Raw genomic sequence first — 23,932 nt, 5'->3', positions numbered from 1 at the left:
GGGCATAACCGGGGCGGGATGGCGGTCCTCGTGACGGTAGACGCACGAGCGGCCGTTCTTCCTCACCCCCCGGAGTGTGCCGCGCGGCACGCGAGCAGGCCGCGCGCGACGTGCTTCTCGACCATGCTGACGGAGATGCCCATGCGCTCGGCGACCTGGGCCTGGCTCAGCTCGTCGAAGACGTGCAGCACGAAGGCCTCGCGGCAGCGCGGCGGCAGCGCCTCGATGGCCGCCAGGCAGGCCTGCGCCTGCTGGCGCGAGGCCAGGGCCTCGTCGGGCTGCGAGCGCGGTGGCGCGCTCGGGTGTTCGTCCTCGGCCAGCTCTTCCAGGGCGTCGTGGCGGCGCACCGCGGCGCGGCGGTGGCGGTCGACGACGAGGTTGCGTGCCGTGCGGTAGAGCAGGGCGCGGCCGTCGAGCACCGCCTGCCCGCCCTGCTTCAGCGCCAGCACGCGGGCGTAGCTCTCCTGGGTCAGGTCGGCCGCGGCATGGCGGTCGCCGACCAGGCGGACGAGGAAGTTGAGCAGTTCGCGGTAATGACGCTCCAGCACGGCCGTACTCGGGTGATGGGCCCGGCACCGACGGGCGGGAGACTGGCGGCGGCTGGTCTGAGGTGCTTCAAATAAGAATGGTTCTTATTATGCAGTTTCGCGGAGGTTGCCCGGCGGCACGGCGTTTGCCTCACAGCGGGCAGGCGCCCGGGTCCCGAGTTCGGCCGTGGGGCGCCCCGGCATGGCCACGCCGCCGTGCGCGGGGCCGGCGCCTCCACACAACGCAGGCCCGATGCCCGCAACGTGGCGGCCGGCCGCATCGAAAGGGTGGCGTGAACGAGGCAGACCAACGCTCGCAGAGCGGCGTTCCCGGGCTGGACGAGATCCTGCATGGCGGTTTCATCGCCAACCGCTTCTATCTGGTCGACGGCAATCCAGGCGCCGGCAAGACCACGCTCGCCCTGCAGTACCTGCTGGAGGGCGTCCGCCGGGGCGAGACCTGCCTGTACGTGACGCTGTCGGAGACGCGGGAGGAGCTGGTCTCCGGGGCGCGCTCGCACGGCTGGTCTACCGAGGGCATCCACATCGTCGAGCTGGTGTCCGACGAGCGCCATCTCGACGGCGACGAGCACCTGACGATGTACCACCCGTCGGAGCTCGAGCTCACCGAGACGACGCGCAAGGTGCTCGACACCGTGCGTTCGCTCAAGCCGCAGCGCATGGTGTTCGACTCCCTGTCCGAGCTGCGCCTGCTGGCCCAGGGCTCGCTGCGCTACCGCCGGCAGATCCTCGCGTTGAAGCAGTTCTTCGCCGGCCGCCATTGCACCGTGCTGCTGCTCGACGACCGCACCGCCGAGGGCGCCGACCTGCAGCTGCAGAGCATCGCCCACGGCGTCATCTCGCTGGACAACCGCTCGCCGGTCTACGGCCGCTCGCTACGCCAGCTGGAGGTGATCAAGTTCCGCGGCAGCGACTTCCGCAGCGGCTACCACGACTTCCGCATCCGCCACGGCGGCATCGAGGTGTTTCCCCGGCTCGCTGCCGCCGATCACGGCCGTGCCTTCGAGCGGGAGGCCGTGCCCAGCGGCGTGGCCGCCCTGGACGAACTGCTCGGCGGCGGCATCGACCGCGGCACCTCGACGCTGCTGATCGGCCCGCCGGGCACCGGCAAGTCGACGCTGGCGCTGCAGTACGCCTGCGCGGCCGCCGCGCGCGGCGAGCACGCGGCCTTGTTCTCGTTCGAGGAGTCGCGCGCGCTGCTGCTGGACCGCGCCGCCGGGCTGGGGCTCGTCGTCCGCCAGGGCAAGGGCGCGGGCGAGATCGCGGTGCGCCAGCTCGACCCGGCCGAGGTGTCGCCGGGCGAGTTCGCGCACGCGGTGCGCCAGGCGGTGGAGCTGGACCAGGCGCGTGTGGTCATCATCGACAGCCTCAACGGCTACTTCAACGCGATGCCCGGGGGCCGCTTCCTCACCGGGCAGCTGCACGAGCTGCTGTCCTACCTGAACAGCCAGGGCGTGGCGACCTTTCTGGTGGCGGCGCAGAGCGGTGTCATCGGCATCTCCATCCGCTCGGCCATCGACGCCAGCTACCTGGCCGACGCCGTCGTGCTGCTGCGCATGTTCGAGCACGAGGGCAGGGTCAAGAAGGCGATCTCGGTGGTGAAGAAGCGCAGCGGCCGCCACGAGGAGTCGATCCGCCAGCTCTGGTTCGACGCCACCGGCGTGCACCTGGGCGAGCCGCTGACGCAGCTGCGCGGGGTGCTGACCGGGGTGCCGGTCGAGGTCGGGGGGGCGCCCGGCGACGTCGATGGCGCGCTGCTGGCCCCAGGGCCGGGCGATGGCCGCTGAGCTGCCGTCTCGCGACGAAGAACGCCTGCTGCTCGTCGCCCCGACGCGGCGCGACGCCGAGGTGAGCGCGCAGCTGCTGGCCGAGGTCGGCGTGCGCTGCGTCGTCTGCCGCGACCTGCGCGCCTTGACGGCGGCGTTGGGCGCCGGCGTCGGCGCGGTGCTGCTGACCGACAGCGCGCTCGCCGATCCGGCCATCGAGGCCTTCGTCGACACGCTGGCGCGACAGCCCGCCTGGTCCGACGTGCCGGTGCTGGTGATGACGCGGGCACGCGAGGTTCCGGCGCTGCCCGAGCCGGTGCTGCAGCGGCTCACCAACCTGACGCTGCTCGACCGCCCCGCCTCGCTGCGTGCGATGACCAGCGCCGTGCAGAGCGCGTTGCGGGCGCGCCGGCGCCAGTACCAGCTGCGCGACCAGATCGGCGAGCAGATGAAGGCCGAGCAGGCGCTGCGCGACAGCGAGCGCCGCAAGGACGAGTTCCTCGCCACGCTGGCGCACGAGCTGCGCAACCCGCTGGCGCCGATCCGCATGGGCGTCGACGCGCTCGCCCGCATCCCCGGCGACAGCGCCCAGGCGCTGCGGCTGCGCGAGATGATGGCCCGCCAGGTCGGCCAGCTCGTCAAGCTGATCGACGAGCTGCTCGACCTGTCGCGCATCGCCACCGGCAAGGTGGTGCTGCGCCGGGTGTCGGTCGACCTGCGCACGGTGATCGCCTCGGCGCTCGAAGCCTGCCAGCCTGCGCTCGAGGCGGCGCGGCACGAGGTCCGGGTCGAGCTGCCGCCGCAGCCGGTGTGGGTGCACGGCGACCCGTCGCGGCTGGCGCAGGTGGTCAGCAACCTGGTCAACAACGCCGCCAAGTACACGCCGGCTGGCGGCCACGTGCGCATCGAGCTGGCACAGGTGCAGCGCGAGGCGACGCTGCGCGTGGTCGACGACGGCATGGGCATACCGGCCGAGATGGTGGGCCGCGTCTTCGACATGTTCACCCAGGTCGACCGCACGCTCGACCGCGCCCAGGGTGGCCTGGGCATAGGCCTGGCGCTGGTGCGCAGCCTGATGGAGCTGCACGGCGGCAGCGTGCGCGCCGACAGCGATGGCCTGGACCGCGGCAGCGTGTTCACGCTGACGCTGCCGGCGATCGCGGCCGAAGCCGCCGCGGACTGCGGGCCCGGCGCGCCCGAAGCCGCGGAGCGGCGCCGGCTGCGCGTGCTGGTGGTCGACGACAACGTCGACGCTGCCGATGCGCTCGCGATCCAGCTCGCGGGCAACGGCCACACCCCGCACACCGTGTACCGCGGCGTCGACGCGCTGAGCGCGGTGGACACGTTTGCTCCGCACGTCGTCTTCTGCGACATCGGCATGCCCGGCATGGACGGGCACGAACTCGCGTCGCGCCTGCGCGCCGACCCGCGCCACGCCGGCAAGGTGCTGGTGGCACTGACCGGCTGGGGCAGCGACGAAGACAAGCGCCGCACCCAGCGCTCGGGCTTCGACCATCACCTCGTCAAGCCGGCCAGCTGGCAGGCGGTGGAGGAGCTGCTGGCGACGCTGTAGGCCCGGCGTCGGCGCCTGTTCAGCGTGTCTGCAGCCGCTCGCGCGCCGCCGCCAGCGCCGGGCGCATGAGCTCCTGCAGCGCGGCCACCGCGCTCGCGTCGTCGCGGCCTTCGGCGGGTTCGTTGCCGGTGTCGGCGCGGTAGGCGCGCGCGCGCCACTCGATGCGGCTGCCGCTGCCGGCCGGCAGCACGCGCAGCCGCGCCGAGTAGGACCCGACCGCCAGCACCGCCGGGTCGATGTCGCGGCCCGAGCGGTAACTCATCGACATCTCGCCGTCCTGGTGTTCGTCCAGTTCCTCGGTCAGCACGCCGCCGCGCGCCAGCGTCAGCGTGCGCTTGGAGCCGGCGGCGTTGCCGCGGTCGGCGCTGCTCGATGCCAGCACCGGGTTCCAGGCGGCGAAACGCGCGAAGTCGCCGACCAGCGCCCACACCGCCGCCGGCGGCGCCGCGACCTCGATCTGCTCGTCGATCTTCTGCGGCGTCGGGCCGTGGGCCTGGGCGCCCAGCGCGGCGCTGGCGAGCAAGGCGGCGGCAGCCGCGCGCAGGCGGCGGGAGCAGGGCGGGGGCAGACGGGTGTCCATGGTGTCCTTGTCAGGTCGTGGGTTGCGGGAGCGAGGGGGGCGCCGCCTCGGCCGGGGCGGGTGCCTGCCGCCGCCGCCTCGGCGCCGGCAGCAGGCTGGCCAGCAGCGCCAGCGCACCGAGCACGACGAGCGGCCCGTGCAGCTCGATGCGCCGGCTGCCGGTCTGCGTGCCGGGCAGTGCCAGCAGCGCGTCGACCACGGTGTCGGGGTCGGTGGCGACACGCAGCTGCAGCCCGGTCGCGCGCGCCACCGCCGCGAGCACCGCGTCCTGGCGCTGCGACAGGTGGCTGGCGCCGGCACCTTCGGGCCGCTGCGCCTGGTTGCGCACGTCCTCGCCGCGCGCCATGCGCTCCATGTCGGCAACCGACAGCGTCGGCGCGCCGGGGCTGGCGAAACCGGCGGTGTCCTCGGCGCTCCAGTAGCCGGTGATGCGGCCGTCGGCGTCCATGCGCGGCACCGGCTGCGGCGTTTCGCTGCCGACGCCGAAGAGCACGCCGGCCGGCGTGCCGGCGTGGCGCTCGTAACGCGGTTCGCGCCCGGGCGTCAGCGCCGGCGCCTGGTCGCCGTCGGTGAAGAAGGCCAGCGTGCTGCCGGGCCAGCGGCGTTCGATCTCGTCCAGCGCCGAGTAGCTGCCGTAGAACAGGTGGCTGTCGGCGGCCCAGGCCATGCGCCAGTCGAGGCCGCCGAGCGTGTCGTCCAGCGCCGCGCCGTGGGCGCAGACCTCGACCGGTGCCATCAGCAGCATCGTCTTGCGCTCGGTGAACACCGCCAGCCCGGCGCGGTGGCCGCAGGGCAGCTGCTGCAGCACGCGGCGCAGCAGCTCGCGCGTGTAGGCCAGGCGCGTCACCATGCGGCCCTGCCAGCGTGCGTCGGCGACGTTCATGCTCTGCGTGATGTCCAGCACCAGCAGCGTGCTGCCGATCGCCGTCGGCCAGGGCAGCGCCGGGCGCAGCAGCGCGAGTGCGAACGCCAGCGCCGCCAGCCCGGTGAGCAGCAGCCGCGGGCGCCGGCGCAGCGCGGCGCCGCGTGCGAGCATCCCGGCGAGACCTGGCCTGGCCATCAGTGCATGCCGCGCGGCTGGCCGACCATGTCCGTCCACGCCGCCTTGTCCTTCTTCATCGCTTCGGACAGTTCGGCCTCGTCGCCCGAGCGGCGCCAGTTGCGCGGCTCCAGGTCGGGCAGCAGGCGCTGCGCGAGTTCGAGGTTGTAGCGTGCGTCCCAGTCGTCCGGGCGCTGGCGCAGCGCGCGCCGGTAGCCGGCCTTGGCCAGCTGCAGCAGCACCAGCGCACGCTGGGCGTGGCCGTCATCGCGTGCGACGGCGATGCCGCGGCGCAGGTAGAGGTTGGCGACATTGACCCGCGCCGCGTGGCGCAGCGCGGCGTCGCCCAGCACCTCGACCTCGGCGTAGTCGGACAGCGCCTCCTCGATGCGGCCCTGCTGCTCCAGCACGATCGCCCGCGCCAGCAGCACACGCGGCACGCCGTCGCGCGGCGGCTCGGCCAGTGCCATCTGCTCGTTGCTGCGGGCCTGCTGCCAGCCGGTCCAGGCGCGCTCCAGCGCCGCCGCGCCGGCCAGCAGCGCCAGCAGCAGCGCCGCCGGCGGCAGCAGGCGGCGCAGCCTCAGCGCCGCCATCGCGGCTGCTCCAGCAGTCGGGCGGCCAGCAGCAGCAGCACGCAGGCCAGCGCCAGCGCGTCGAAACCGCGCGCCAGTTCGCGCCGCGGCTGCGGCTGCAGATAACGCAGCGGCTGGTTCTGCAGCCGCGACACGTCCTCGATCGCATGCGCCAGCGCGCGCGGGTTGTCGGCTTCGTAGAGCCGGTAGGGCGAGCCCAGGTCGCTGAAGAAGCGGTCGAGGTAGTACTCGGGCGCGACGTCGGCGCCGGCGTCGGGCGTCGGCAGCCGCGTCGGGCTGTTGCCGTTGGGCGTGCGCAGATAGATCCAGTAGAGCTGGGCCTGGTGTTCCTGGAACAGCCGGCGGATCGTCACCTGGGCGCGCGCGTCGATGCTGGCGGCACCGTCGGACACCAGCAGCAGCACGCGCGAGCCGCTGCGCGGCTGGTCGCGGAAACTCTCCAGCGCCATCGTCAGCCCGGCCGAGATGTTGGTGAGGCCTATGCCCGGCGCGGCCGAGCTGGCGATCGCCGCACGCACCGCGTCGTGGTCGCCGCTCAGGCCCAGCACGCGCATCGGCGCGGTGCTGAAGAAGACGACGCCGAACAGGTCGCGCAGGCGCTGGCTGACGAAGGCGTCGAGCAGCCGCGCCGCGGCCTCGCCCTTGGACTCCTCGTCCGCCTGTCGCCGGGAGCCGGCGAAACCGTCGGCCATGCTGGCGCTGCGGTCCAGCAGCACGACGATGTGGGCGCCGGTGCCGCTGCGTTCGACCGGCGCGGCCTGGCGGTGCACGCCGGCCAGGCTGAACGCGGCCGCGGCCAGCGCCAGGCTGGCGCTGGCGCGCAGCGCCCCGTCGACGGCGCGCGACAGGCGGTCGGGCGGCAGCGCCCGCAGGTCGGCCCAGTCCACACGCTGCTGGCCGTGCCGCCACCACGGCAGCAGCGCCAGCAGCAGCGCCAGCAGCCACAGCGGCTGGTCGAACTCAGGCATGGCCGGCTCCGCTGGTGCGGCGCGCCGCGCCGAACTCGGCCTGCGCCAGCTGCTGCAGCAGTGCCGCCAGCTCGGCGCGAGTCGGCCCGGCGGCGCCGTCTTCGTCGAGGAAAAAACGGCGGCGCGAGGCCTCGAACACCGCGCGTGCCGCGGCCGCCAGCGGCGCCAGCGCCGGGCGGGCGGCGAAGAAACGGTCGAGGTTCTCCAGGAACACCGCCTCGCCGGCGCTGGCGTCGAAGGCGCGGTGCCAGAGCTTCAGGTCCTCGGCGTCGGCCGGCGCGGCGCGCGGGCGCTGGCGCAGCGTGCGCCAGGCCTGCGCGAACGGCCGCCGCTCGCGTGCCAGCACCAGGCGGCCGCTGCCCCAGGCCCAGGCCAGCAGCGCCGCCAGCGCCACGGCGAGCGCGGCGCCGGCTTCGGCGAAACGCGCGCCGCTGTCGAAGGGCAGCACGCGCCAGCCCGGGCGCACGCTGTCCAGCCAGTTGCGCCGGCTGTCCCAGGGCACCAGCGGCGACACCGCCAGCACCGCAGCCGGCAGCTCCAGCGTGACACGTTCGCTGCCGCGGCGCAGCGGCAGCGGCGTCGCCGGCAGCAGCAGGTCCTCGCTCGCACGCGGGCCCTTGAACAGCTGCCAGTCCAGGCTCAGCCAGCGGCAGTCGGCGCAGGCGCTGCTGGCCTCGATGCGGTGCGAACGCAGCTCGAACGCGTGTTCGGACTCGGCCGCGGGCAGGCCTTCGGGCTCCAGCACCCAGCCCTCGGGCCAGACGAGCAGCGCGCGGTAGCGCAGACGGTCGCCGATGTGGCGCGCGGTGTCGCGCGGCGGCTCGATGCGCAGCAGCCGCGGCCGCTGCCCGTCGCCGCTGCCCGCCGCCGAAGCCGCGGGCACAGCGCGCGCCACGGGCGCCACGGGCGCCGGCGCGACGCCGTCGTCGGCCCCGGATGCGGCGCTGCACAGCCCGAATACGGCTGCGGCCAGCAGCACGCGCTTCATGCGCGGCCCCGCGGCTGCAGCAGCTGGCGCGTGATCGCCTTCGTGTCCAGCCCGTCTTCGGCGACCAGCAGCGACGCGCCGTGGCGCCGTGCCAGCCGCGTGGCGGCGGCGATGCGTGCCGCCTGCTGCTCGGCCATCTGGCGCGCCAGCCCGGGACGCAGCAGCACCAGCCGCTCGCGCCCGCTTTCCAGGTCGGCCAGCCGCACCAGGCCCCAGCGCGCCGGCGGCTCGCGTTCGGCGCTGTCGGCCAGCAGCACCAGCACCACCTGGTGCGGCGCCAGGCTGCGCAGCGTGCGCTCGAGCAGCGCATCGTCCAGGTACAGGTCCGACAGCAGGAAGACCAGTGAACGCCGCTGCGGCAGCCAGCGTGCCGCCCGCGCCAGGCCGTCGGCACTGCCGGCGGCGGCGCGGTGCGGGTCTTCGGCCCGCACCGCCTCGAGCCTGCGGGCGACGGTCTCGCCGGCCTGGCGCGAGACGGCGGGCGCCACCAGCAGTTCGCGCCGCGGTTCCCGGTCGCAGCCGACGAAGCCGAAGGGGTCGCCGTTGCGGAACGCGGCAGGCGCCAGCGCGCGGGCGAAATCCGCGCACACCGCCAGGCGGTCGCAGCGGCCGGCAAAACGCATCGAACGCGACAGGTCGGCCAGCAGCAGCACCGGCACCCGGCTGTGCTGCCGGAACTCGCGTACCCAAGGCCGGCCCCAGGGGTCGGCGAGGCTGGCACGAAGGTCGATGCGGCGCGCGTCGCGGCCCGGGCCCAGCGGCACGACGCCGCGGAAGACATCGCCGCCGCCGGCCACACGCGAGCGGTGCGCACCCGGGTGCACGTCGCTGCCCTGCCAGCGGATGCGGTAGTCGATGCGCTCGGCACCGCCCGCGGCGCGTGACGCGGGCGCCGTCACGGTGCCGCCACGCGGCGCAGGATCTGCTGCGCCAGTTCGCGCGCGATCTCGGCGCGCTGGTTCTCGTACACCGGCTGCAGCGCGATGCGGTGGGCGACGGTCTCGACGAAGACCGCACGCAGGTCCTCGGGCACGATCGCCGGCCGTCCTTCGAGCCAGGCGTGCACACGTGCCGCACGCACCAGCATCGCCATGCCACGCGGGCTGGCGCCGGCCAGCACCAGCTCGGCGGTGTCGATCTCGGGCAGCGTGATGCCGCAGTGCTGCGGCGTGCGGGTGGCCAGCCACAGGTCGACGCCGTAGCGGCGCAGCGCGGCGCTCGCCTGCACCCGGGTCTGGATCTGCACCGAGAGCTCGTTCAGCCGCGTGGCGTCGACCAGCCCGTGCGCCACCGGCTCGACCAGCGCGCCGGTGTCGTGATAGCGCGGATCGAACATCAGCGCCTCGAGCTGCGCCCGTTCGTCGGGGGCGTCGATCAGGATTTCCATCAGGAAGCGGTCGCGCGCGGCTGCCGGCAGCTCGAAGGTCTCCTCGCGTTCGATGCGGTTGCGGTCGGCGAACACGCTCAGGTGCGGGAAGTGGAACTCGCGGTTGAAGGCGCCGATGGACTGCTCGGCCATCAGCCTCAGCAGCAGCGCGTGCACCTGCGGGCGCGCGCGATTGATCTCGTTGAAGAAGAAGACGCTCAGGTCCTCGCCCTGCGCCAGCAGCGGCCCGGGCAGCACGCGCGGGCGGCCGTCGTCTGCGACCTGGGTGTAATAGACCAGGTCGCTCGGCATCAGGTCTATCGTGCCCTCGATGCGCTGGTAGGCGCCGCCGATGCCGCGCGCCAGCGCGCGCAGCAGCGTCGTCTTGCCGACGCCGACGTCACCTTCGAGCAGCACGTGGCCGCGCGCGAACAGCGCCACCACCGCCAGCCGCACCGCGCGCGGCATGCCGAGCATCACGGCGCCGACGGCGGCTTCCAGCGTCAGCGCGCGCCGGCGCCAGTCTTCGAAGGTGGAGTCGTTCATGGAGGGCGGGATAACGCGGCGTGCGCCGCGCCGGCGGCGTGCACGCAAGGGGCCGGCCCGCCGACGGGCCGGGTGCCGGAACGGGCAGGGCGCCGCAGCCGGCGCCGCCGCTCACTTGACGTTGAAGTTGAAGCTGCCGGTCTTCTGCGCCGCCTCCAGGCGCTTGGCGTTGCGTGCTTCCATCGCCTTGACGGCGTCTTCGTTCTTGCGCAGCTCGACCGGGTCGTGTTTGGGGTCGTACTTGCTGCCGGCCACCTTCTCCGGGTAGCCGGGTTTGGCTTCCCAGCAGTCGCCGGGGGCCTTGCAGTTGGTGCCGTCGTAGGCGAAGGCGGCGCCGCTCAGCAGCAGGCCGGCGGCGGTGAGGAACAGGGTGCGTTGCGGGGTCATGCGGGACTCCTCTGGGTTGGCGGCAGGGAACGGGTGGAGAACGAGGCGTTGCGCGGGGCCGAGCTTTTCCAGCCGGCGTTGGCGGGGTCCCCGGTGTAGCGGCTGCGCACCCAGGCCATCACCTGCAGCATCTCGTCCTGCGTCAGGCGGTTCTTCTGCGGCCCCATCTGGCCGGTCAGGCCGTCGTAGATGCTCGAGAACAGGCCGGAGTCGGTGTTGTTGGCCGGGTAGGTCCAGTAGTCGTCGGTCAGGCCGGGGCCGAGCTTGCCTTCGCCGTGATGGCCGTGGCAGCCCGAGCACGCGGTGGCGAACAGCGACTCGCCGTTGCGGATCGCCGTCTGGTCCTCGTTGTACGGGTTGCGGCCGCTGCGTTTGAAGGCCTTGACGGCGTCGGTCTCCTCCTCGTACTCGAGGTCGCTGAAGTCCAGCGGCGTGCCTTCGACGAGGTTGTAGAAGCTGGGCGTCTGCGCCACCGAGGGCAGCGCGACCAGGCTCGCCAGGATCAGCGCCGGCAGGCGCCGGCGCGCGGGGCGGATGCGGCGGCTCATCGCAGCGTGCTCCCGGCGGCGGCGGTGGCGGTGCTGCCGGCGACCTGGCCACCGAGCGCGACCACGCCCTGTTCGGCCAGCACCTGGCCGATCTGCGGGCGCAGCCGCGGCAGCGCGGCCTCGATGCGCGCGAGCAGCGCGCTGTTGCCCTTCTTCACGCCGATCGAGGTGTCGTAGCTGAAGACCACGGGCTCGCCGTTGGACTTGCGCGCGTCGGGCACCGGCACCGCGCTCAGCGCCACCGGGCTCGCCTTGACGTAGCGTGCCACCGCCGGGGCCCAGGCGACGGCGACGTCGATCTCGCCGGCGGCGAGGTCGCGCACCAGCTTCTCGACGTCGTAGCGCACGAAGCGGTTGCGCATCGCCTTGTTGCCGCCCAGGCTCATCATGTAGCGGAAGCTGTCGGCGTGGCGTCCGATCTGGGTCACCATGGTCTCGGCCGGCGTGCCCGGGATCACGCCCAGGCGTGCCGTGGCCAGCACCGGGCTGGACCAGTCGCGCAGTTCCAGCCGGTCCTGCGTGCGCGACAGGAACACGTAGCTGGCGCGGTAGTAGGGTGCGCTGGTCAGCAGCCGCGGGTCGCTGCTGTCGGCGCCGAGCATGAGGTCGCAGCGCTCCTTGTCGATGCCGTCGCGCACCAGGTAGCGCGGGTCGGCGAAACCGACACGTTCGAGCCGCATGTTCAGCGTCTGGGCCAGCAGCGTTGCGAGCTGGTCCTCGAAGCCTTCGCCGCGGGCGTTGGTGTAGGGCATGTCGTCGTCGGCAGCGCACACGCGCAGCGTGTCCGCCGGGCCGGCACCCTGGGCTGCGGCCGTGCCCTGGGCGACGAGCAGCACGAGCGCCGTCGCGACGCTGCTAAGGGGTCGTCGGTTCATGGCTTCTCCTGGTTCGCCTTGCGGCGGTCGGGCCCCGCGGCCGCGGGCACTGCGGTCGCGGGGCGGTCCTGCTTCAGAGCGAGAACACCATCAGGCCGCCGCCCATCTTGGTGTACTGCTGCAGCTCCTTGAACGCGCCCACCGCGCCCAGGCCGGCGGTCGGGTCGGTCAGGTCGAACACCAGCCCGACACCGGGCCAGCCGCCGACGCCGTAGTAGATGGCGACGTACTGCTTGCCCTTGTGCTCGTAGGTCACCGGGTGGCCGATCACGCCCGAGGGCAGCTTGAACTGCCACAGCACCTCGCCGGTGTCGGCGTCGCGGGCCTTGATGTAGCCGTCCAGCGTGCCGTGGAAGACCAGGTCGCCGGCGGTGCTGGTGGTGCCGCCCCAGACGGCGAACTTCTCGTCCTTGACCCACTTGAACTTGGAGGTCTTGACGTCGTAGGCCTTCACCTGGCCCATGTTGTTGTTGTTGCCCGGGGTGGCGTACATGTTCAGCGTCGCGCCGACGAAGAACTGGCCGGCACGGTAGGGCAGCATGAAGGGCTCCCAGTCCATGCAGATCATGTTGGTGCCCAGCATCACCAGCTCGCGCTTCTTGTCGATCGAGTCGTGGCCCTGGTTGTGATAACCCATCGCCGACGGGCAGATGCCCTTGGCGACGTGGTCCATGCGCGTGCTGTATTCCGGGTCGCGGATCGGCACGCCCTTCTTCATGTCGTAGCCTTTGAAGACGTTGACCGTGGGGTCCATCTTGTCGGCGCGCACGAGGTTGCCGTTCTCGCGGTTGAGCGTGTAGATGATCCCGTTGCGGTCGGGGTGGGTCAGCAGCTTCTGCTTCTTGCCGTCGACCACCTGCTCGCTCAGGCCGATCCAGTTGACGCCGGCGTAGTCCCACTCGTCGTGCGGCGTCTTCTGGAACGCGAACTTGGCCTTGCCGGTCTTGATGTCGCGGCTCCAGATGGACATGGTCCATTTGTTGTCGCCGGGGCGCATGGTCTCGTTCCACGGCGCCGGGTTGCCCGAGCCGTAGTAGAGCTGCTTGAGCTGGCTGTCGTAGGCGTACCAGCCCCAGTTGGTGCCGCCGCCGATCTTCCAGGCGTCGCCTTCCCAGGTGCTGGTGCCCAGGCCCTTCTGGCCGTAGTGCGGGTTGGGGGCGTTGAAGTCGTCGGCCAGCAGCAGCTCGTTGTCGGGGCCGGTGGCGTAGGCGCGCCAGACCTGGGCGCCGTCCTTCATGCGGTAGGCGGTGAGGTAGCCGCGCACACCCAGTTCGGCGCCCGAGGAGCCGACGATCACCAGGTCCTCGGCGACGATCGGCGCCTGGGTCAGCGTCGAGCCGACCTTGGGGTCGGAGTTCTCCATCTCCCAGATCACCTTGCCGGTCTTGGCGTCGAGCGCGACGACGTGGCCGTTCAACTGGGTCTTGAAGATCTTGCCGTCGCCGTAGGCCAGGCCGCGGTTGACGACGTCGCAGCAGGCCACTGCGCGCACCGAGGCGTCCTGCTTGGGCTTGTGCTCCCAGAGGATCTTGTCGGGGTTGTTCAGGTCGAAGGCGTAGGTGGTATTCGGGAACGGGGTGTGCACGTACATGATCCCGTTGACCACCAGCGGCCCGCCCTCGTGGCCGTGCAGCACACCGGTCGAGAAGGTCCACGCGGCCTTCAGGTTCTTGACGGTCTTGCGGTTGATCTGGGCCAGGCCGCTGTAGTGGCTGTGGTCGTAGTCCTTGCCCTGCATCACCCATTGCCGCTCGTCCTTGCTCAGGCGCAGCAGCTCGTCGTTGGCGAAGGCGTTGGGCAGGGCGCTGGCCGCCGCGGCGGCCAGCGCCAGACGGGCGGCGCAGGCCAGACGACTGCGCCCCGGCGAGCGCCGGGCGGTGTCGTGTCGCGCTTGGGGCGTGTTCATCGATGTCTCCTGTGGGTGGTGGCTGGCGGGCGCCTGGGGCAAAGGCCGGAGCGGCTCGGTGAAATACCCGCTGAAACTCCAGGAACCATTCTGCAAATGGTATTGGAGAATCATCGAAGGTATTCAGCAGGCGATACCATTCTAGGAAGGAGACGGCGCCGGGACCTAGTGAGTCCATCCCGCAAGAGCCGGGATAAAATCACAGAGGAGGCGGGCAAAAGTCCCGGGAAATGGCCCGTGAAAACCCTCAAAAAGTGCCGTCGGCGAGGGTTATCGAGAGTATTCGGGAAGTATTCCTGTATCGGATTTCGAGCGCGCCGATACAGTATCGGGACAGAGTGTCCGGAAGTTGAGCAGGACGCCGCCAGGGTGGCCCCGGGCGCCTGCCGGGCGCGGCCGCGGCGCCGGCCCCGGCGCTGCCGCGCCAGGGGCGGTCAGTCGCCGCCGGGGCGCGACCCGGGGGCCGGGATCCAGGACACGATGCCGATCGCGGCGGCCATCCGGACGAGCTGGATGTCGGAATTGGCGTCGAGTTTCTGGCGAATCTGGGAAAGACGGTTGGCGACCGTCTTCGAGCTCAGGTTGAGGGCCTGTGCGATGTCGTCGATGCTGGCGCCGCTGACCAGCATCTGGAATATCTCGAACTCGCGCCCGGAGAGTTTCTCGACGATTTCCGCGCGTGGCGACCGGGGGCTGAAGGCCATCGCCATCGCGAGCTCGCCACCGAGATAACGCTGGCCGCGTGCGACCGCGATCGCCGCTTCGCACAGCTGCTCGGGGGCGCTGTCCTTGCTCAGCATGCCGCGCACGCCCAGGCCCAGCGCCTGGCGCACGACGATGGGCTCGACATACATCGAGAACACCAGGATGCGTGCGTCGCGGTCGAAGGCCAGGATGCGCCGGCTGGCGTCTATGCCGCTGGCCCCCGGCATCATGATGTCCATGATCACGATGTCGGGCTGGCAGCGTTTGTACTGGGCGTAGGCCTCGGCGGCGTTGTCGGCTTCGGCGACGACCTCGAAGCCGCCCATCTGCTCGAGATAGGTGCGGTAGCCGGAACGCACGACGGCGTGGTCGTCGACGATCAGCACGTGGATGACGTGGTCGTTCATGCGAGTGCTTCGGTGTGCGCGACCGGCTCGGCCGGCAGATGGATGTGCACCTGCCAGCCGCCGTTCGGCGCCGGCCGGCCCTGGAAGTCGCCGCCGAGCGCCAGACAGCGCTCGCGCATGCCGATCGTGCCCAGCCCGGGGCGCGCGCCGGTCGCCGCTTCGGCGGCGCCGTCGTTGCTCACGCTGATGTCGATCGCCGCGGCCGTGTGCACGATGTGCAGCTGCACCCAGCTGCCCGATGCGTGCCGCAGCGCGTTGGTCAGGCACTCCTGGACCATGCGGTAGATGCTGGCGTCGAGCACGGCGCCGAAACGCTGCCAGTCGCCGGGCATCTCCAGCGTGATCTGCACCCGGCCGTCGTGCTCGCTGCGGCGCTGCGCGACGAGCTGTTCGATGGCGCCGCGCAGGCCCAGCGTCTCCAGCTCGGGCGGGTGCAGCCCCACCAGGATGGCGCGCAGCGTCGACAGCATCTGCGCCTGGTGCGAGACCAGGGTCTGCACGAGCCGGCCGATGTCCTCGAGATCGGGGCGCTGGGCGCAGCGCGCCTGCAGCACGCGCCCCAGCGGCTGCTGCGCGACCAGGTAGGGGCTGAGTTCGTCGTGCAGGTCGTGCGCGACCGAGCGCCGCGTGTGCTCCTCGTTTTCGAGCAGCTTGCGCATCAGCGCCTGGCGTTCGGCCTGCGCCGCCTGCAGCTCGCCCGCCATGCGGTTGAAGGCGCTGGCGATCTCGTCCATCTCGGGGCTGCGAAAACGCGGCAGGCGCGCACCTTGCGTGCCCCGCCCGAGGTCGCGCAGCGCGTCGCGGATCTGCTCGACCGGCTGGAAGGCGCGCAGCGCCAGCCGCACGATCGCCACGCCGGCCAGCAGCGACAGCAGGACGACGAGCAGCGAGCTGCGCACGAAGTCGGCCCACATCTCGGCGAGCTCGTCGGCGGCGGCCGGCCGCAGTTCGAAGTAGGCGACGCTGCGGCCACCCAGGGACACGTCCTTGCGCAGCGCCGCGGCCGCGGGCGCTTCACGCCGCATCCAGCCGGGCAGTTCGGCCGGGCGCTGCGGTGCCCGCGCCAGCAGCCGGCCGTCGCTCGCGTGCAACTCGACGCTGACGTGGCGGATGCGCTCGAGGCCGCGGACCAGGCGCTGCAGCTGCTCCAGCGCCTGCACATCGTCGCGCGCCATGCCGTCCAGGCGCGCGGGCAGCAGCTCGGCGATCCAGGGCAGCGCGCCCCGGGTCTCGGCGTCGGCACGTTCGCGCATCGTGCTCGCCAGCGCCAGGCTGTAGGACAGCACCAGGGCCGACATCAGCAGCAGGACGATCCAGGCCAGGCGGGTCTTCAGCGTCATGGCCGTCTCGGGCGCCGCGGGACGAGCGGCGGCCTCTCGCAAGTGGGCAGCGGGTGCAGCATCGCGCGAGTTTGGATCACTCCCGGCCTGGCGGCAGCGGGTGCTTATCCGGGCTGTGCCCGGTTCGCGGCCAGCCGTGCGCGGGTCAGCCCGGCGGGGCGGCAGCCGGGCTGGGGCCCGCCATCGCTGCGGCATCGGCCAGCGGCAGGAAGATGCTGAAGGTGCTGCCCACGCCCGCTTCGCTGTCGACCTCGATCGCACCGCCGTGGGCGCTGACGATGCCGTGCGCGGCTGCCAGGCCCAGGCCGGTGCCTTCGCCCACCGGCTTGGTGGTGAAGAAGGGCTCGAAGATCTTGCCCAGCAGTTCGGCGGGGATGCCGCTGCCGGTGTCGCTGATGCGCACGCGGGCCCAGCCGGTTGCGGCTGCAGTCTCGGCCGTGGCCGGCTGCGCCCGGTCGGCACGGATCCGTATCCGGCCGCCCTGCGGGCCCATCGCCTGGGCGGCGTTGCGTACGATGTTCAGCAACACCTGCTCCATCTGAACCAGGTCGATGCGCACGATGCTGTCCTGCTCGACCTCGACGGCCAGCGTCTGCTGATGGGGAATGGCTGCTCGCAGCAGGCCCTCGGCGTGTTCCAGCCATTCGCGCAGGCCGGTGCACTGCGGCGCCGGCGGCTTCTGGCGCGAGAAGTCCAGCATCTGGCGCACCAGGGCCGCCGCCTTGTCGCCGGCCAGGCGGATGCGCCCCAGGTTGCGCGCCTGGCGCGAGCCGGGCACGGCCTCGAGTTCGCACAGTTCGGCCAGGCCGTTGATCGAACCCAGCAGGTTGTTGAAGTCGTGCGCGATGCCGCCGGCGAGCGTGGCCACGGCGCGCAGCTTGTCGTTCTCGCGCAGGCTGTCCTCGAGCCGCTGCTGGCGGCCGATGTCGCGGCCGATGCAGACGTGGTTCAGCAGTTCGCCCTTGCGCCCGAGGATCGGCGAGATCGACCACTCGACCGTCAGCGAGCTGCCGTCGCTGCAGGCCACCGGGCCGCTGCGGCGCCCGGGCTTGGTGCCGCGCGGCGGGTCTGGCCAGGCGCCCGCGCCTTCCACCGCCTGGCGCCGCGTCCAGCCGGTGGCGCGGCAGAAGGCGGGGTTGACGTCGTCGCACTGGCCGTCGACGTCGAGCACGACGATCAGCTCGTCGGTCTGCTCGAACATCGCCACCAGCGTCTCGTGTTCGCGCCGCCAGCGCTGCTCGTGGTGCGTGCGCTCGGCCAGCTCGTGCGGCAGCATCAGCGCCAGCAGCATCGGCAGGGCGTCGCCGCGCACCAGGCGCTCGAGCCCGGCGTGCTCGGCGCTGCCGGCGGGCGCATCGCGCCAGTCCTGCGCCAGCGCCACCTGGGCGCGGCGGTGCAGCTCGTGCATCTGGTCCAGCGCCGGCCCGTCGGCCAGGCTGGTCTTGGCCAGTTCGGTGGCGTCGCCCAGCGCGGTCTCGCGCTCGAGCTCGCCGTCGGTCAGCGCGGTACGCCGCAGCAGCTCGACGTAGCGCGGCAGGAGCGCATCGACACGGTCCATCAGCCGCCCCCCATCTGCATCACCAGCACGCCGGCATCGTCGCGGCCCGGTGCGGCCTGCTGCAGCAGGTGCTCGCACAGCAGCCCCGGGTCGCGCTCCCATTCCGGCAGCAGCACGGGCAGCTGCAGCGACTCGGCCAGCCCGTCGCTGAACAACAGCAGCCAGTCGCCTGGCGCCAGATCCAGCTCCGAGACCGAGATCCGGGTGGGCAGCCCGCCGCCGACGATGCCGTTCTGCGACGGCAGCCGGGTCATGTGCCCGCTGCGCAGGCGCATGCAGCGCGTGTTGCCGACCCCGGCCTGCTGCAGCCGGCAGCCCTGCACGCGCACCAGCCCGACCGCGGCGCCGCGCAGGCTGCCCAGGGCGCCGTCGAGCCTCCGCATCAGCGCCGGCAGATCGGCATCGGGTGCCGCGGCCAGCGCCTGCACGGCGGCTTCGGCGGCACAGGCAGCCTCCGCGCCATGGCCGAGGCCGTCGACGATGGCGAGCAGGCCCTGCGTCGGCGCCGCGCCGTCGCCGGACAGGCCGAACCAGGCCGCGGCGTCGCCGCAGGGGGCGTCGGCGCTCATCGCCCGCGTGGCGCTGGCCACCCCGGGCGCCCAGTGACGCCGGACGGCCGGCGCCGTCAGCGCAGCGGCGGCCACCATTTGCGCGTCACCACCCGCGTGCCGCGGCCAGGCCCGGTCTGCAGGTCGAACTCGTCCATCAGGCGCTGCACGCCGGTCAGGCCGCAGCCCATGCCGCCGCCGCTGCTCCAGCCTTCGGTCAGCGCCAGCGCCGGGTCGGCGATGCCCGGGCCGTCGTCCTCGGACACCAGTTCCACGCCCCGGTGCGCACCGCGCTGCAGCAGGGTCAGCCGCAGCTGGCCGCCGTGGTCCGCGTACAGCCACAGGTTATTCGCCAGCTCGGAGGCGGCCGTGGCCACGTGGGCGCAGAACACGGGGTTGGCGCCGTGCCCGGCGCAGAAACGCTGCGCCCCGGCGATGACGCCCGAGACGTCGTATTCGCCGCGCACGTCGAAACAGGCCGCTGCGGGGTTCATGGCCGGCGCGGGCGCACCAACTGCACCGTCACGACGGTGCCGCTGTCGTCCGAGCGGATGTCGAACACGTCGACGAGCCGGCGCGCGCCGGGCAGGCCCGCACCCAGGCTGCCGCCGGTGGAGAAGCCGTCCTGCATCGCCTGCTCCAGGTTCTCGATGCCGGGGCCCTGGTCGCTGACCATCGCCTGCAGCCGCCAGTGGCGCGCGTCGGAGAGGTCGCTGAACTCGCAGCGCGCCTGGACCCCATAACGCACCGCGTTGCGCCCGAGCTCGGAGACGGCGGTGGCGAAGCGGGTCTGGTCCATCAGGCCCAGCCCGGCCTGGCGCACGAGGTCGCGCGCGGCCAGCCGGGCGCGCACGATGTCGTCTCCGCTGCGCAGGTCAAGCATGGTGCGGCGGCGGGTCGTCGCCGTCTGCAGGGGCCGCGGCTTGCGGTGCGTGCGCGCGCGCCATCAGCTCGTCCAGCTGCGCCAGCGCGCGTTCCAGCGTGAAGCTGGTCTTGACGTCGACCAGGCGGCTGCCCATCTCGACCAGGGTCATCGCCACGGCGGGCTGGATGCCGCAGACCACGACCTCGGCGCCCAGCAGGCGCAGCATGCGCGCGCTGTCGTTGAGCACGCGCGCCATGAAGGAGTCGACCAGGTCGAGCGCCGACACGTCGATGACGACGCCGCGCGCCTGCATCGCCGCCGCGCGCTCGGTCAGGTCGGACTGGAAGTCCATCACGCTTTCGTCGGTGATGTCGGCGCCCAGCGCCACCAGCAGCACGCTGGCGTTGAGCCGCAGGATGGGCACGCGCATCGGGTTGCCGTCCTAGGCTGCCGCGATGCGGCGCCCGGTGAGCTGCAGCGCCAGCGCCATGCCGGCCTTGAGCGAGCCGCGCGTGGGCACGCCGGACATGTCTATGCCCAGCTTGACCATGGTCTGCGCCGTGCTCGGGCTGATGCCGGTGAGGATGACGCGCGTGCCCAGCATCTCGGCCGCGGCGACGGTCTTCAGGATGTGGCGCGCGACGCTGGTGTCCATCACCGGCACGCCGGTGACGTCGATCAGCGTGACCTCGGATTCCGAGGCGGCGATGGCTTCGAGCAGGCGCTCGGAGATCTGCTGCGCCCGCACCGAGTCGACCACGCCCACCAGCGGCAGCAGCAGGATCGAGTCCCAGAGCGTGATCACAGGCGTCGATACCTCGCGCAGCGATTCGCTCTGGCGCCGGATGATGTCCTCGCGCGCGGCGACGAAGGACGAGGCCAGCACCAGCACGCAGCGGTCGAGCAGGCGCTCGACATGCAGCGTCGCGGCCAGACCCGTGGCGCGCAGCGCCGTGTCCGCGTGCAGTTCCTCGATCAGCGACTCCTTGCAGGCGAGCACGAAGGTGATCGACTCTTCCGGCGTGAAGCCGCGCGCCACGCGCACCTGGCTGGCGCTGCGCAGGGCGGCCGACAAGGGGTGCGACGGATCGCTGTCGAAGGACTCGCTGCCGGAGGCCAGCGCCTGGGCCAGGCCGTCGAGCAGCGCCTGCATCTCGGCGCTCAGCTCGGTCTGCGGCGTCAGGCCGCGCAGGTAGTTGCCGCCACTGGCGTTCAGGCGTGCCTGCCAGCGGGCGCGGATGCTGTCCGAACGGCTGCGCAGCAGGGTCAGCAGCAGGGGAGCGAGGCTTGCTGTCATCGGTGAGACGCCGCCATGGCCTGAGTCAGCGCCGACTGTAGATCATGGCGGCTGAAGGGTTTGCTCAACTGGCAGCTGGCGCCGGCCAGGGCCGCGGTCTCGAGGTTGAACTGCGGCGACAGCACGCGCCGCCCGCCCGAGATCGCGATCACGGCCAGGTCGGGATGGCTGCGGCGCAGCTCGACGATGACACGCGTGCCGTCGATGCCGGGCATCAGCATGTCGGTGATGACGGCGTCGAAGCGGCCGCCGCGGCTGCGGAACAGCGCCAGGCCCTGTTCGCCGTCGCTGGCCTCGGTCACGGCATGGCCGTCGAGCTCCAGCATCTGCCGCAGCGTGTCGCGCAGCAGCTCGTCGTCGTCTATCAACAGGATCTGAGCCATCACGGCCTTTCCTCTGGTCTTGCGTCAGAACAGCTCGATGCGCTGCAGCGTCTCGCCGGGCGCTGCGCCGGCGGGCGCAGCCGTGTCGGGGTCGCTGTGCGCGGCCTCGAGCCGCAGGTATTCGGGCGCCAGCGCCTGCGCGCGGCCTTCGATGTCGCTCGTGTCCTGCTGGCCGCGGCGCAGCCGGGCGATCAGCTCGGCGAGCACGGTGTTGCGGTTGGCTATCGCCGGCTGCACGCGGTCGACGATCTGCTTGAACACGTCCTGGTACTGCGCGGTGTCCAGCAGCCGGCCTATGCCCTGGTCGAGGTCGGTGTTGTGCTGGGTGACGGCGGTCATCAGCATCTCGTAGAACTGGCGCATGTCGACGTAGCTCTCGTCGAGCTGCTGCGTCATCTTGCCCAGGCGGTCGGCTTCGGACTCGTTGTGGCGCGTGCGTGCGGCGAAGTCGCCGCTGAAGCCGGCCTCGACGGTTTCGACCAGGCGCGAGATGTCGTCGTTGGCCTTGGCCGCCGTCGCGTTGGCCTGCGTCGCCAGGCGGCGCACCTCGCCGGCGAGCACGGCAAAACCCTTGCCGGACTCGCCGGCGCGCGCCGCCTCGATCGCGGCGTTGATCGCCAGGATCTCGGTCTGGCGCGCGATGCCGCGGATGGTGTCGGTCATGTCCGACAGGCTCTTGACCTCGTCGACCAGCTGCTTGAAGTGCCCGCGTTCCTGCGCGATCTGCGCCGGCAGGGTCTGCACGAAGGCGGCCAGCTCCTGGATGATGTGGCCGTTGTGTTCGATGCCGGCCTGCATCGCCTCGCTCTGCTTCTGCGCGTGGCCGAGGTAGGTGACGAGGCGGCTGGAGAGGCCGCGCAGGTCGGCCAGGCGCTGCACGAACTCGAGCGCCGCGGTCTCCGACAGGCCCACGGCGCGGCCCAGCTGCAGCAGCACCTGACGGTCGAGTTCGCGGATGCCGTCCAGGGTCGGGCCGTCGGGGTCCTGGTCGGCCGCAGCCGCCGCAGGGGCGATCCAGTTCGCCAGCCGCGCGCGCCAGCGCGTGGCCCATCGCAGGGACCCGGCAGACTCGGCGCGCTCTGCTGCCACGCTCAGGCCCCCGGCAGCACTTGTTTGATGACCCGGACGAGGTCGGCGCTGGCCACCGGCTTGACCAGCCAGCCGGTGGCGCCGAGCTTCTTGGCCTCGTCGCGCTTGGCCTGCTGGCTCTCGGTGGTCAGCGTCAGGATGGGCGTGAAGCGCAGCACCTTGCGCGCCTGGCGGATCAGCTCGATGCCGTCCATCTTCGGCATGTTGATGTCGGTGATCATCAGGTCGGGCTTCAGGCCCTTGTTGATCTTGGCCATCGCCTGTTCACCGTCGGCTGCCGTCTCCACCTTGAAACCCGCGATCTCGAGTGAGCTCTTGACGCTCATGACCATGGTGGCGGAGTCGTCGACGATGAATATGGTCTTCATGGCGTGGTTCTGAGTGCTGGGCGTCTGCGTGCTGCCGGCGGCGCGGCGCCTTCACGAGACTTCGGCGGCGCAGGGCGCCATGAGAGTTATCTGCTTGTATATCGGCCGTTGCGCCGCGCGCTTGAGGCGGCGAGGCCTCAGCCTGCGGCCGCCAGCACCTGGGCGAGCCAGGGGTCGGGCGGCGCGGCGCTGACCTGCGGGCGCAGCGCCAGCAGCACCTGCAGCACGGCCGCGTGCACGTGTTCGCACTTGCCCAGGTGCACCGCGGGCCGGGCCTGCTGGCGCAGCCACTGCGCCAGCGCCTCGGCGTCGTCGACGCTCACCACGCCTTCGAGTGCGGCGTGTTTCTTCAGGTAGCGGATGCTCATGTCAGCAGCTCCTTCGGGTTCAGGACCATCAGCACGCCGCCGTCGCCCATCAGCGCCGTGCCGGCGAAGCCGGTCAGCCCGGCGAGCACGCCTTCCAGCGGCTTCAGGATGATGTCGCTGGCGCCGTGGAACTGGTCGACGAGCAGGCCGACGGCTTCGGTTCCCAGGCGCACCACCAGCACCGCGAACTCGCCGTCGGCGTTCTTCAGCGGCTCGGTGTCCAGCGCCAGCAGTTCGTTGAGCGCACGCAGCGGCACGATGCGCCCGCGCAGCACCGTGGTGCGCGCCTGCTTGAAGCAGTGGATATCGTCGCCGTGCACACGCACCGTCTCGACGATCAGGTCCATCGGCACGCCGAAGCGGCGGCCGGCGCTTTCGATGACCATCACGTTGGTCACGGCCATCGACAGCGGCAGCGACAGGCGCAGCGTGGTGCCGCGGCCGTGCACGCTGCTCAGCTCGACGCTGCCGTTGATGCGTTCCACGGCATTGCGCACCACGTCCATGCCGACACCGCGGCCCGACAGGTCGGAGATCTGCTCGGCGGTCGAAAAACCCGGCAGGAAGATCAGCTGCACGGCGTCGTGATCGCTGAGCGTGGCGGCCCGGTCGGCGGGGATCAGGCCGCGCTCGACGGCCTTGTCGCGCACCCGGGCGGCGTCGATGCCGGCGCCGTCGTCGCTGATCTCGATGACCACGCGGTCGCTCTCCTGGTGCGCGGCGATGCGGATCGTGCCCGCCGCGGGCTTGCCGGCGGCGCGGCGTGCCTGCGGCATCTCGATGCCGTGGTCCAGGCTGTTGCGCAGGATGTGGATCAGCGGGTCGGCCAGCGGCTCGATGACGTTCTTGTCGGCCTCGGTCTCCTCGCCTTCGATGACGAGGTTGACCTCCTTGCCCAGCTTGCGCGAGATGTCGCGCACCAGGCGGCCGAAACGCTGGAACACCGCGCCCACCGGCAGCATGCGCACCTGCATGATGGCGTGCTGCATGTCCTCGGCGATGCGGTTGATCACCGTGTACTGGGCCTTGATCTCGCGCGCCAGCTCGCGCTGGCCGAAGACCGTCTCGGCACGCTGGGCGAGGTAGGGCAGGCTGTTCTTGGCCACCACCATCTCGCCGATCAGGTCCATCAGCCGGTCGACCTTCTCCTGGCCCACCTTCAGGACCTTGGGCGACGCGGCGCCGGGGCCGTCCTCGCCGCGGCGGCCGGGGTCGACAGCAGCGGCGCCGGGCTCGGCCGCCGGCTCGCGGTCTGCGTCGGCGAGCGGAGCGGCCGCGGTGCTTGGCGCCGCGAGCCCGAAGGCGCTCGCCCAGGCCAGCA

At 72.1% G+C, this 23,932-nt stretch carries 27 protein-coding genes; 2 read left to right on the top strand and 25 right to left on the bottom strand.

What is annotated here, in order from left to right:
- Positions 1–62: 62 nt before the first annotated feature.
- A complete protein-coding gene (locus CKO43_RS19425) occupies positions 63–548 on the bottom strand; it encodes a sigma-70 family RNA polymerase sigma factor (RefSeq protein ID WP_200229243.1) in 486 nt (161 codons plus the stop codon).
- 272 nt (positions 549–820) lie between these two features.
- On the opposite strand from CKO43_RS19425, the gene CKO43_RS19420 reads away from it, so the two are divergent.
- Positions 821–2,335: an ATPase domain-containing protein gene (locus tag CKO43_RS19420; RefSeq protein WP_346014445.1), complete on the top strand. Its 1,515-nt coding sequence runs from the start codon at positions 821–823 to the stop codon at positions 2,333–2,335.
- Positions 2,325–3,887 (top strand): ATP-binding protein, encoded by a 1,563-nt coding sequence (locus CKO43_RS19415; protein WP_200379637.1) that lies wholly within the window; start codon positions 2,325–2,327, stop codon positions 3,885–3,887. Before CKO43_RS19420 ends, CKO43_RS19415 begins: the two co-directional genes overlap by 11 nt.
- A gap of 19 nt (positions 3,888–3,906) precedes the next feature.
- Here CKO43_RS19415 and CKO43_RS19410 read toward each other — a convergent pair whose 3' ends face one another.
- From CKO43_RS19410 to CKO43_RS19295, 24 genes are all read right to left on the bottom strand, one after another.
- Positions 3,907–4,467, bottom strand: coding sequence for an SRPBCC family protein (locus CKO43_RS19410; protein ID WP_200379636.1), 561 nt, complete (start codon positions 4,465–4,467; stop codon positions 3,907–3,909).
- A gap of 10 nt (positions 4,468–4,477) precedes the next feature.
- Positions 4,478–5,527 (bottom strand): hypothetical protein, encoded by a 1,050-nt coding sequence (locus CKO43_RS19405; protein ID WP_200379635.1) that lies wholly within the window; start codon positions 5,525–5,527, stop codon positions 4,478–4,480.
- A complete protein-coding gene (locus CKO43_RS19400) occupies positions 5,527–6,099 on the bottom strand; it encodes a tetratricopeptide repeat protein (protein ID WP_200379634.1) in 573 nt (190 codons plus the stop codon). The genes CKO43_RS19405 and CKO43_RS19400 overlap by 1 nt, the downstream gene beginning before the upstream one ends.
- A complete protein-coding gene (locus CKO43_RS19395) occupies positions 6,087–7,067 on the bottom strand; it encodes a vWA domain-containing protein (RefSeq protein WP_200379633.1) in 981 nt (326 codons plus the stop codon). The genes CKO43_RS19400 and CKO43_RS19395 overlap by 13 nt, the downstream gene beginning before the upstream one ends.
- Complete coding sequence (locus CKO43_RS19390) at positions 7,060–8,055, bottom strand: hypothetical protein (protein WP_200379632.1); 996 nt, start codon at positions 8,053–8,055, stop codon at positions 7,060–7,062. Before CKO43_RS19390 ends, CKO43_RS19395 begins: the two co-directional genes overlap by 8 nt.
- Positions 8,052–8,954: a DUF58 domain-containing protein gene (locus tag CKO43_RS19385; RefSeq protein ID WP_200379631.1), complete on the bottom strand. Its 903-nt coding sequence runs from the start codon at positions 8,952–8,954 to the stop codon at positions 8,052–8,054. The genes CKO43_RS19390 and CKO43_RS19385 overlap by 4 nt, the downstream gene beginning before the upstream one ends.
- The gene (locus tag CKO43_RS19380; RefSeq protein ID WP_200379630.1) at positions 8,951–9,967 is read right to left on the bottom strand and encodes an AAA family ATPase; all 1,017 of its coding nucleotides are present in this window, start codon (positions 9,965–9,967) and stop codon (positions 8,951–8,953) included. The genes CKO43_RS19385 and CKO43_RS19380 overlap by 4 nt, the downstream gene beginning before the upstream one ends.
- A 111-nt stretch (positions 9,968–10,078) precedes the next feature.
- A complete protein-coding gene (locus tag CKO43_RS19375; RefSeq protein WP_200229230.1) occupies positions 10,079–10,354 on the bottom strand; it encodes a methanol dehydrogenase in 276 nt (91 codons plus the stop codon).
- Positions 10,351–10,902, bottom strand: coding sequence for a cytochrome c(L), periplasmic (gene moxG / locus CKO43_RS19370; RefSeq protein WP_200229229.1), 552 nt, complete (start codon positions 10,900–10,902; stop codon positions 10,351–10,353). Before moxG ends, CKO43_RS19375 begins: the two co-directional genes overlap by 4 nt.
- Positions 10,899–11,777, bottom strand: a complete 879-nt coding sequence (gene moxJ, locus CKO43_RS19365) for a methanol oxidation system protein MoxJ (protein WP_200379629.1) — start codon at positions 11,775–11,777, stop codon at positions 10,899–10,901. The genes moxG and moxJ overlap by 4 nt, the downstream gene beginning before the upstream one ends.
- 73 nt (positions 11,778–11,850) lie before the next feature.
- Complete coding sequence (locus tag CKO43_RS19360; protein WP_200379628.1) at positions 11,851–13,683, bottom strand: methanol/ethanol family PQQ-dependent dehydrogenase; 1,833 nt, start codon at positions 13,681–13,683, stop codon at positions 11,851–11,853.
- A gap of 434 nt (positions 13,684–14,117) precedes the next feature.
- Positions 14,118–14,795, bottom strand: coding sequence for a response regulator (locus CKO43_RS19355; protein ID WP_200379627.1), 678 nt, complete (start codon positions 14,793–14,795; stop codon positions 14,118–14,120).
- Positions 14,792–16,135 carry a sensor histidine kinase gene (locus CKO43_RS19350; RefSeq protein ID WP_200229223.1) on the bottom strand — a complete coding sequence of 448 codons (1,344 nt, stop codon included), beginning with the start codon at positions 16,133–16,135 and terminating at the stop codon, positions 14,792–14,794. The genes CKO43_RS19355 and CKO43_RS19350 overlap by 4 nt, the downstream gene beginning before the upstream one ends.
- Positions 16,136–16,280: 145 nt before the next feature.
- Positions 16,281–17,693, bottom strand: a complete 1,413-nt coding sequence (locus CKO43_RS19345; RefSeq protein ID WP_200229221.1) for a two-component system sensor histidine kinase NtrB — start codon at positions 17,691–17,693, stop codon at positions 16,281–16,283.
- Positions 17,693–18,262 (bottom strand): SpoIIE family protein phosphatase, encoded by a 570-nt coding sequence (locus CKO43_RS19340; RefSeq protein WP_200229219.1) that lies wholly within the window; start codon positions 18,260–18,262, stop codon positions 17,693–17,695. Before CKO43_RS19340 ends, CKO43_RS19345 begins: the two co-directional genes overlap by 1 nt.
- Before the next feature lie 56 nt (positions 18,263–18,318).
- Entirely contained in the window at positions 18,319–18,735 is a 417-nt protein-coding gene (locus CKO43_RS19335) for an ATP-binding protein (protein WP_200229218.1), read from the bottom strand.
- Positions 18,732–19,124 (bottom strand): ATP-binding protein, encoded by a 393-nt coding sequence (locus CKO43_RS19330; RefSeq protein ID WP_200229217.1) that lies wholly within the window; start codon positions 19,122–19,124, stop codon positions 18,732–18,734. The genes CKO43_RS19335 and CKO43_RS19330 overlap by 4 nt, the downstream gene beginning before the upstream one ends.
- Positions 19,117–19,536 carry an STAS domain-containing protein gene (locus CKO43_RS19325; protein ID WP_200379626.1) on the bottom strand — a complete coding sequence of 140 codons (420 nt, stop codon included), beginning with the start codon at positions 19,534–19,536 and terminating at the stop codon, positions 19,117–19,119. The genes CKO43_RS19330 and CKO43_RS19325 overlap by 8 nt, the downstream gene beginning before the upstream one ends.
- Positions 19,537–19,548: 12 nt before the next feature.
- Positions 19,549–20,403, bottom strand: a complete 855-nt coding sequence (locus CKO43_RS19320; protein ID WP_200229215.1) for an STAS domain-containing protein — start codon at positions 20,401–20,403, stop codon at positions 19,549–19,551.
- Positions 20,400–20,786: a response regulator gene (locus tag CKO43_RS19315; RefSeq protein WP_200229214.1), complete on the bottom strand. Its 387-nt coding sequence runs from the start codon at positions 20,784–20,786 to the stop codon at positions 20,400–20,402. The genes CKO43_RS19320 and CKO43_RS19315 overlap by 4 nt, the downstream gene beginning before the upstream one ends.
- Positions 20,787–20,810: 24 nt before the next feature.
- Positions 20,811–21,875, bottom strand: coding sequence for a methyl-accepting chemotaxis protein (locus CKO43_RS26155; protein WP_346014444.1), 1,065 nt, complete (start codon positions 21,873–21,875; stop codon positions 20,811–20,813).
- Positions 21,876–21,877: 2 nt separating this feature from the next.
- Complete coding sequence (locus CKO43_RS19305; protein WP_200229213.1) at positions 21,878–22,243, bottom strand: response regulator; 366 nt, start codon at positions 22,241–22,243, stop codon at positions 21,878–21,880.
- Between the two features lie 137 nt (positions 22,244–22,380).
- Positions 22,381–22,611: a hypothetical protein gene (locus CKO43_RS19300; RefSeq protein WP_200229212.1), complete on the bottom strand. Its 231-nt coding sequence runs from the start codon at positions 22,609–22,611 to the stop codon at positions 22,381–22,383.
- Positions 22,608–23,932 (bottom strand): chemotaxis protein CheA (locus tag CKO43_RS19295; RefSeq protein WP_200379625.1); only part of this gene is annotated, 1,325 nt, incomplete at its 5' end. The genes CKO43_RS19295 and CKO43_RS19300, both read right to left, overlap by 4 nt.

Source organism: Rubrivivax gelatinosus (genome assembly GCF_016583785.1).
Taxonomy (GTDB): domain Bacteria; phylum Pseudomonadota; class Gammaproteobacteria; order Burkholderiales; family Burkholderiaceae_C; genus Rubrivivax; species Rubrivivax gelatinosus_B.
The sequence above is the reverse complement of the archived record's forward strand: the minus strand, read 5'-3'. Positions and strand labels throughout refer to the sequence as shown.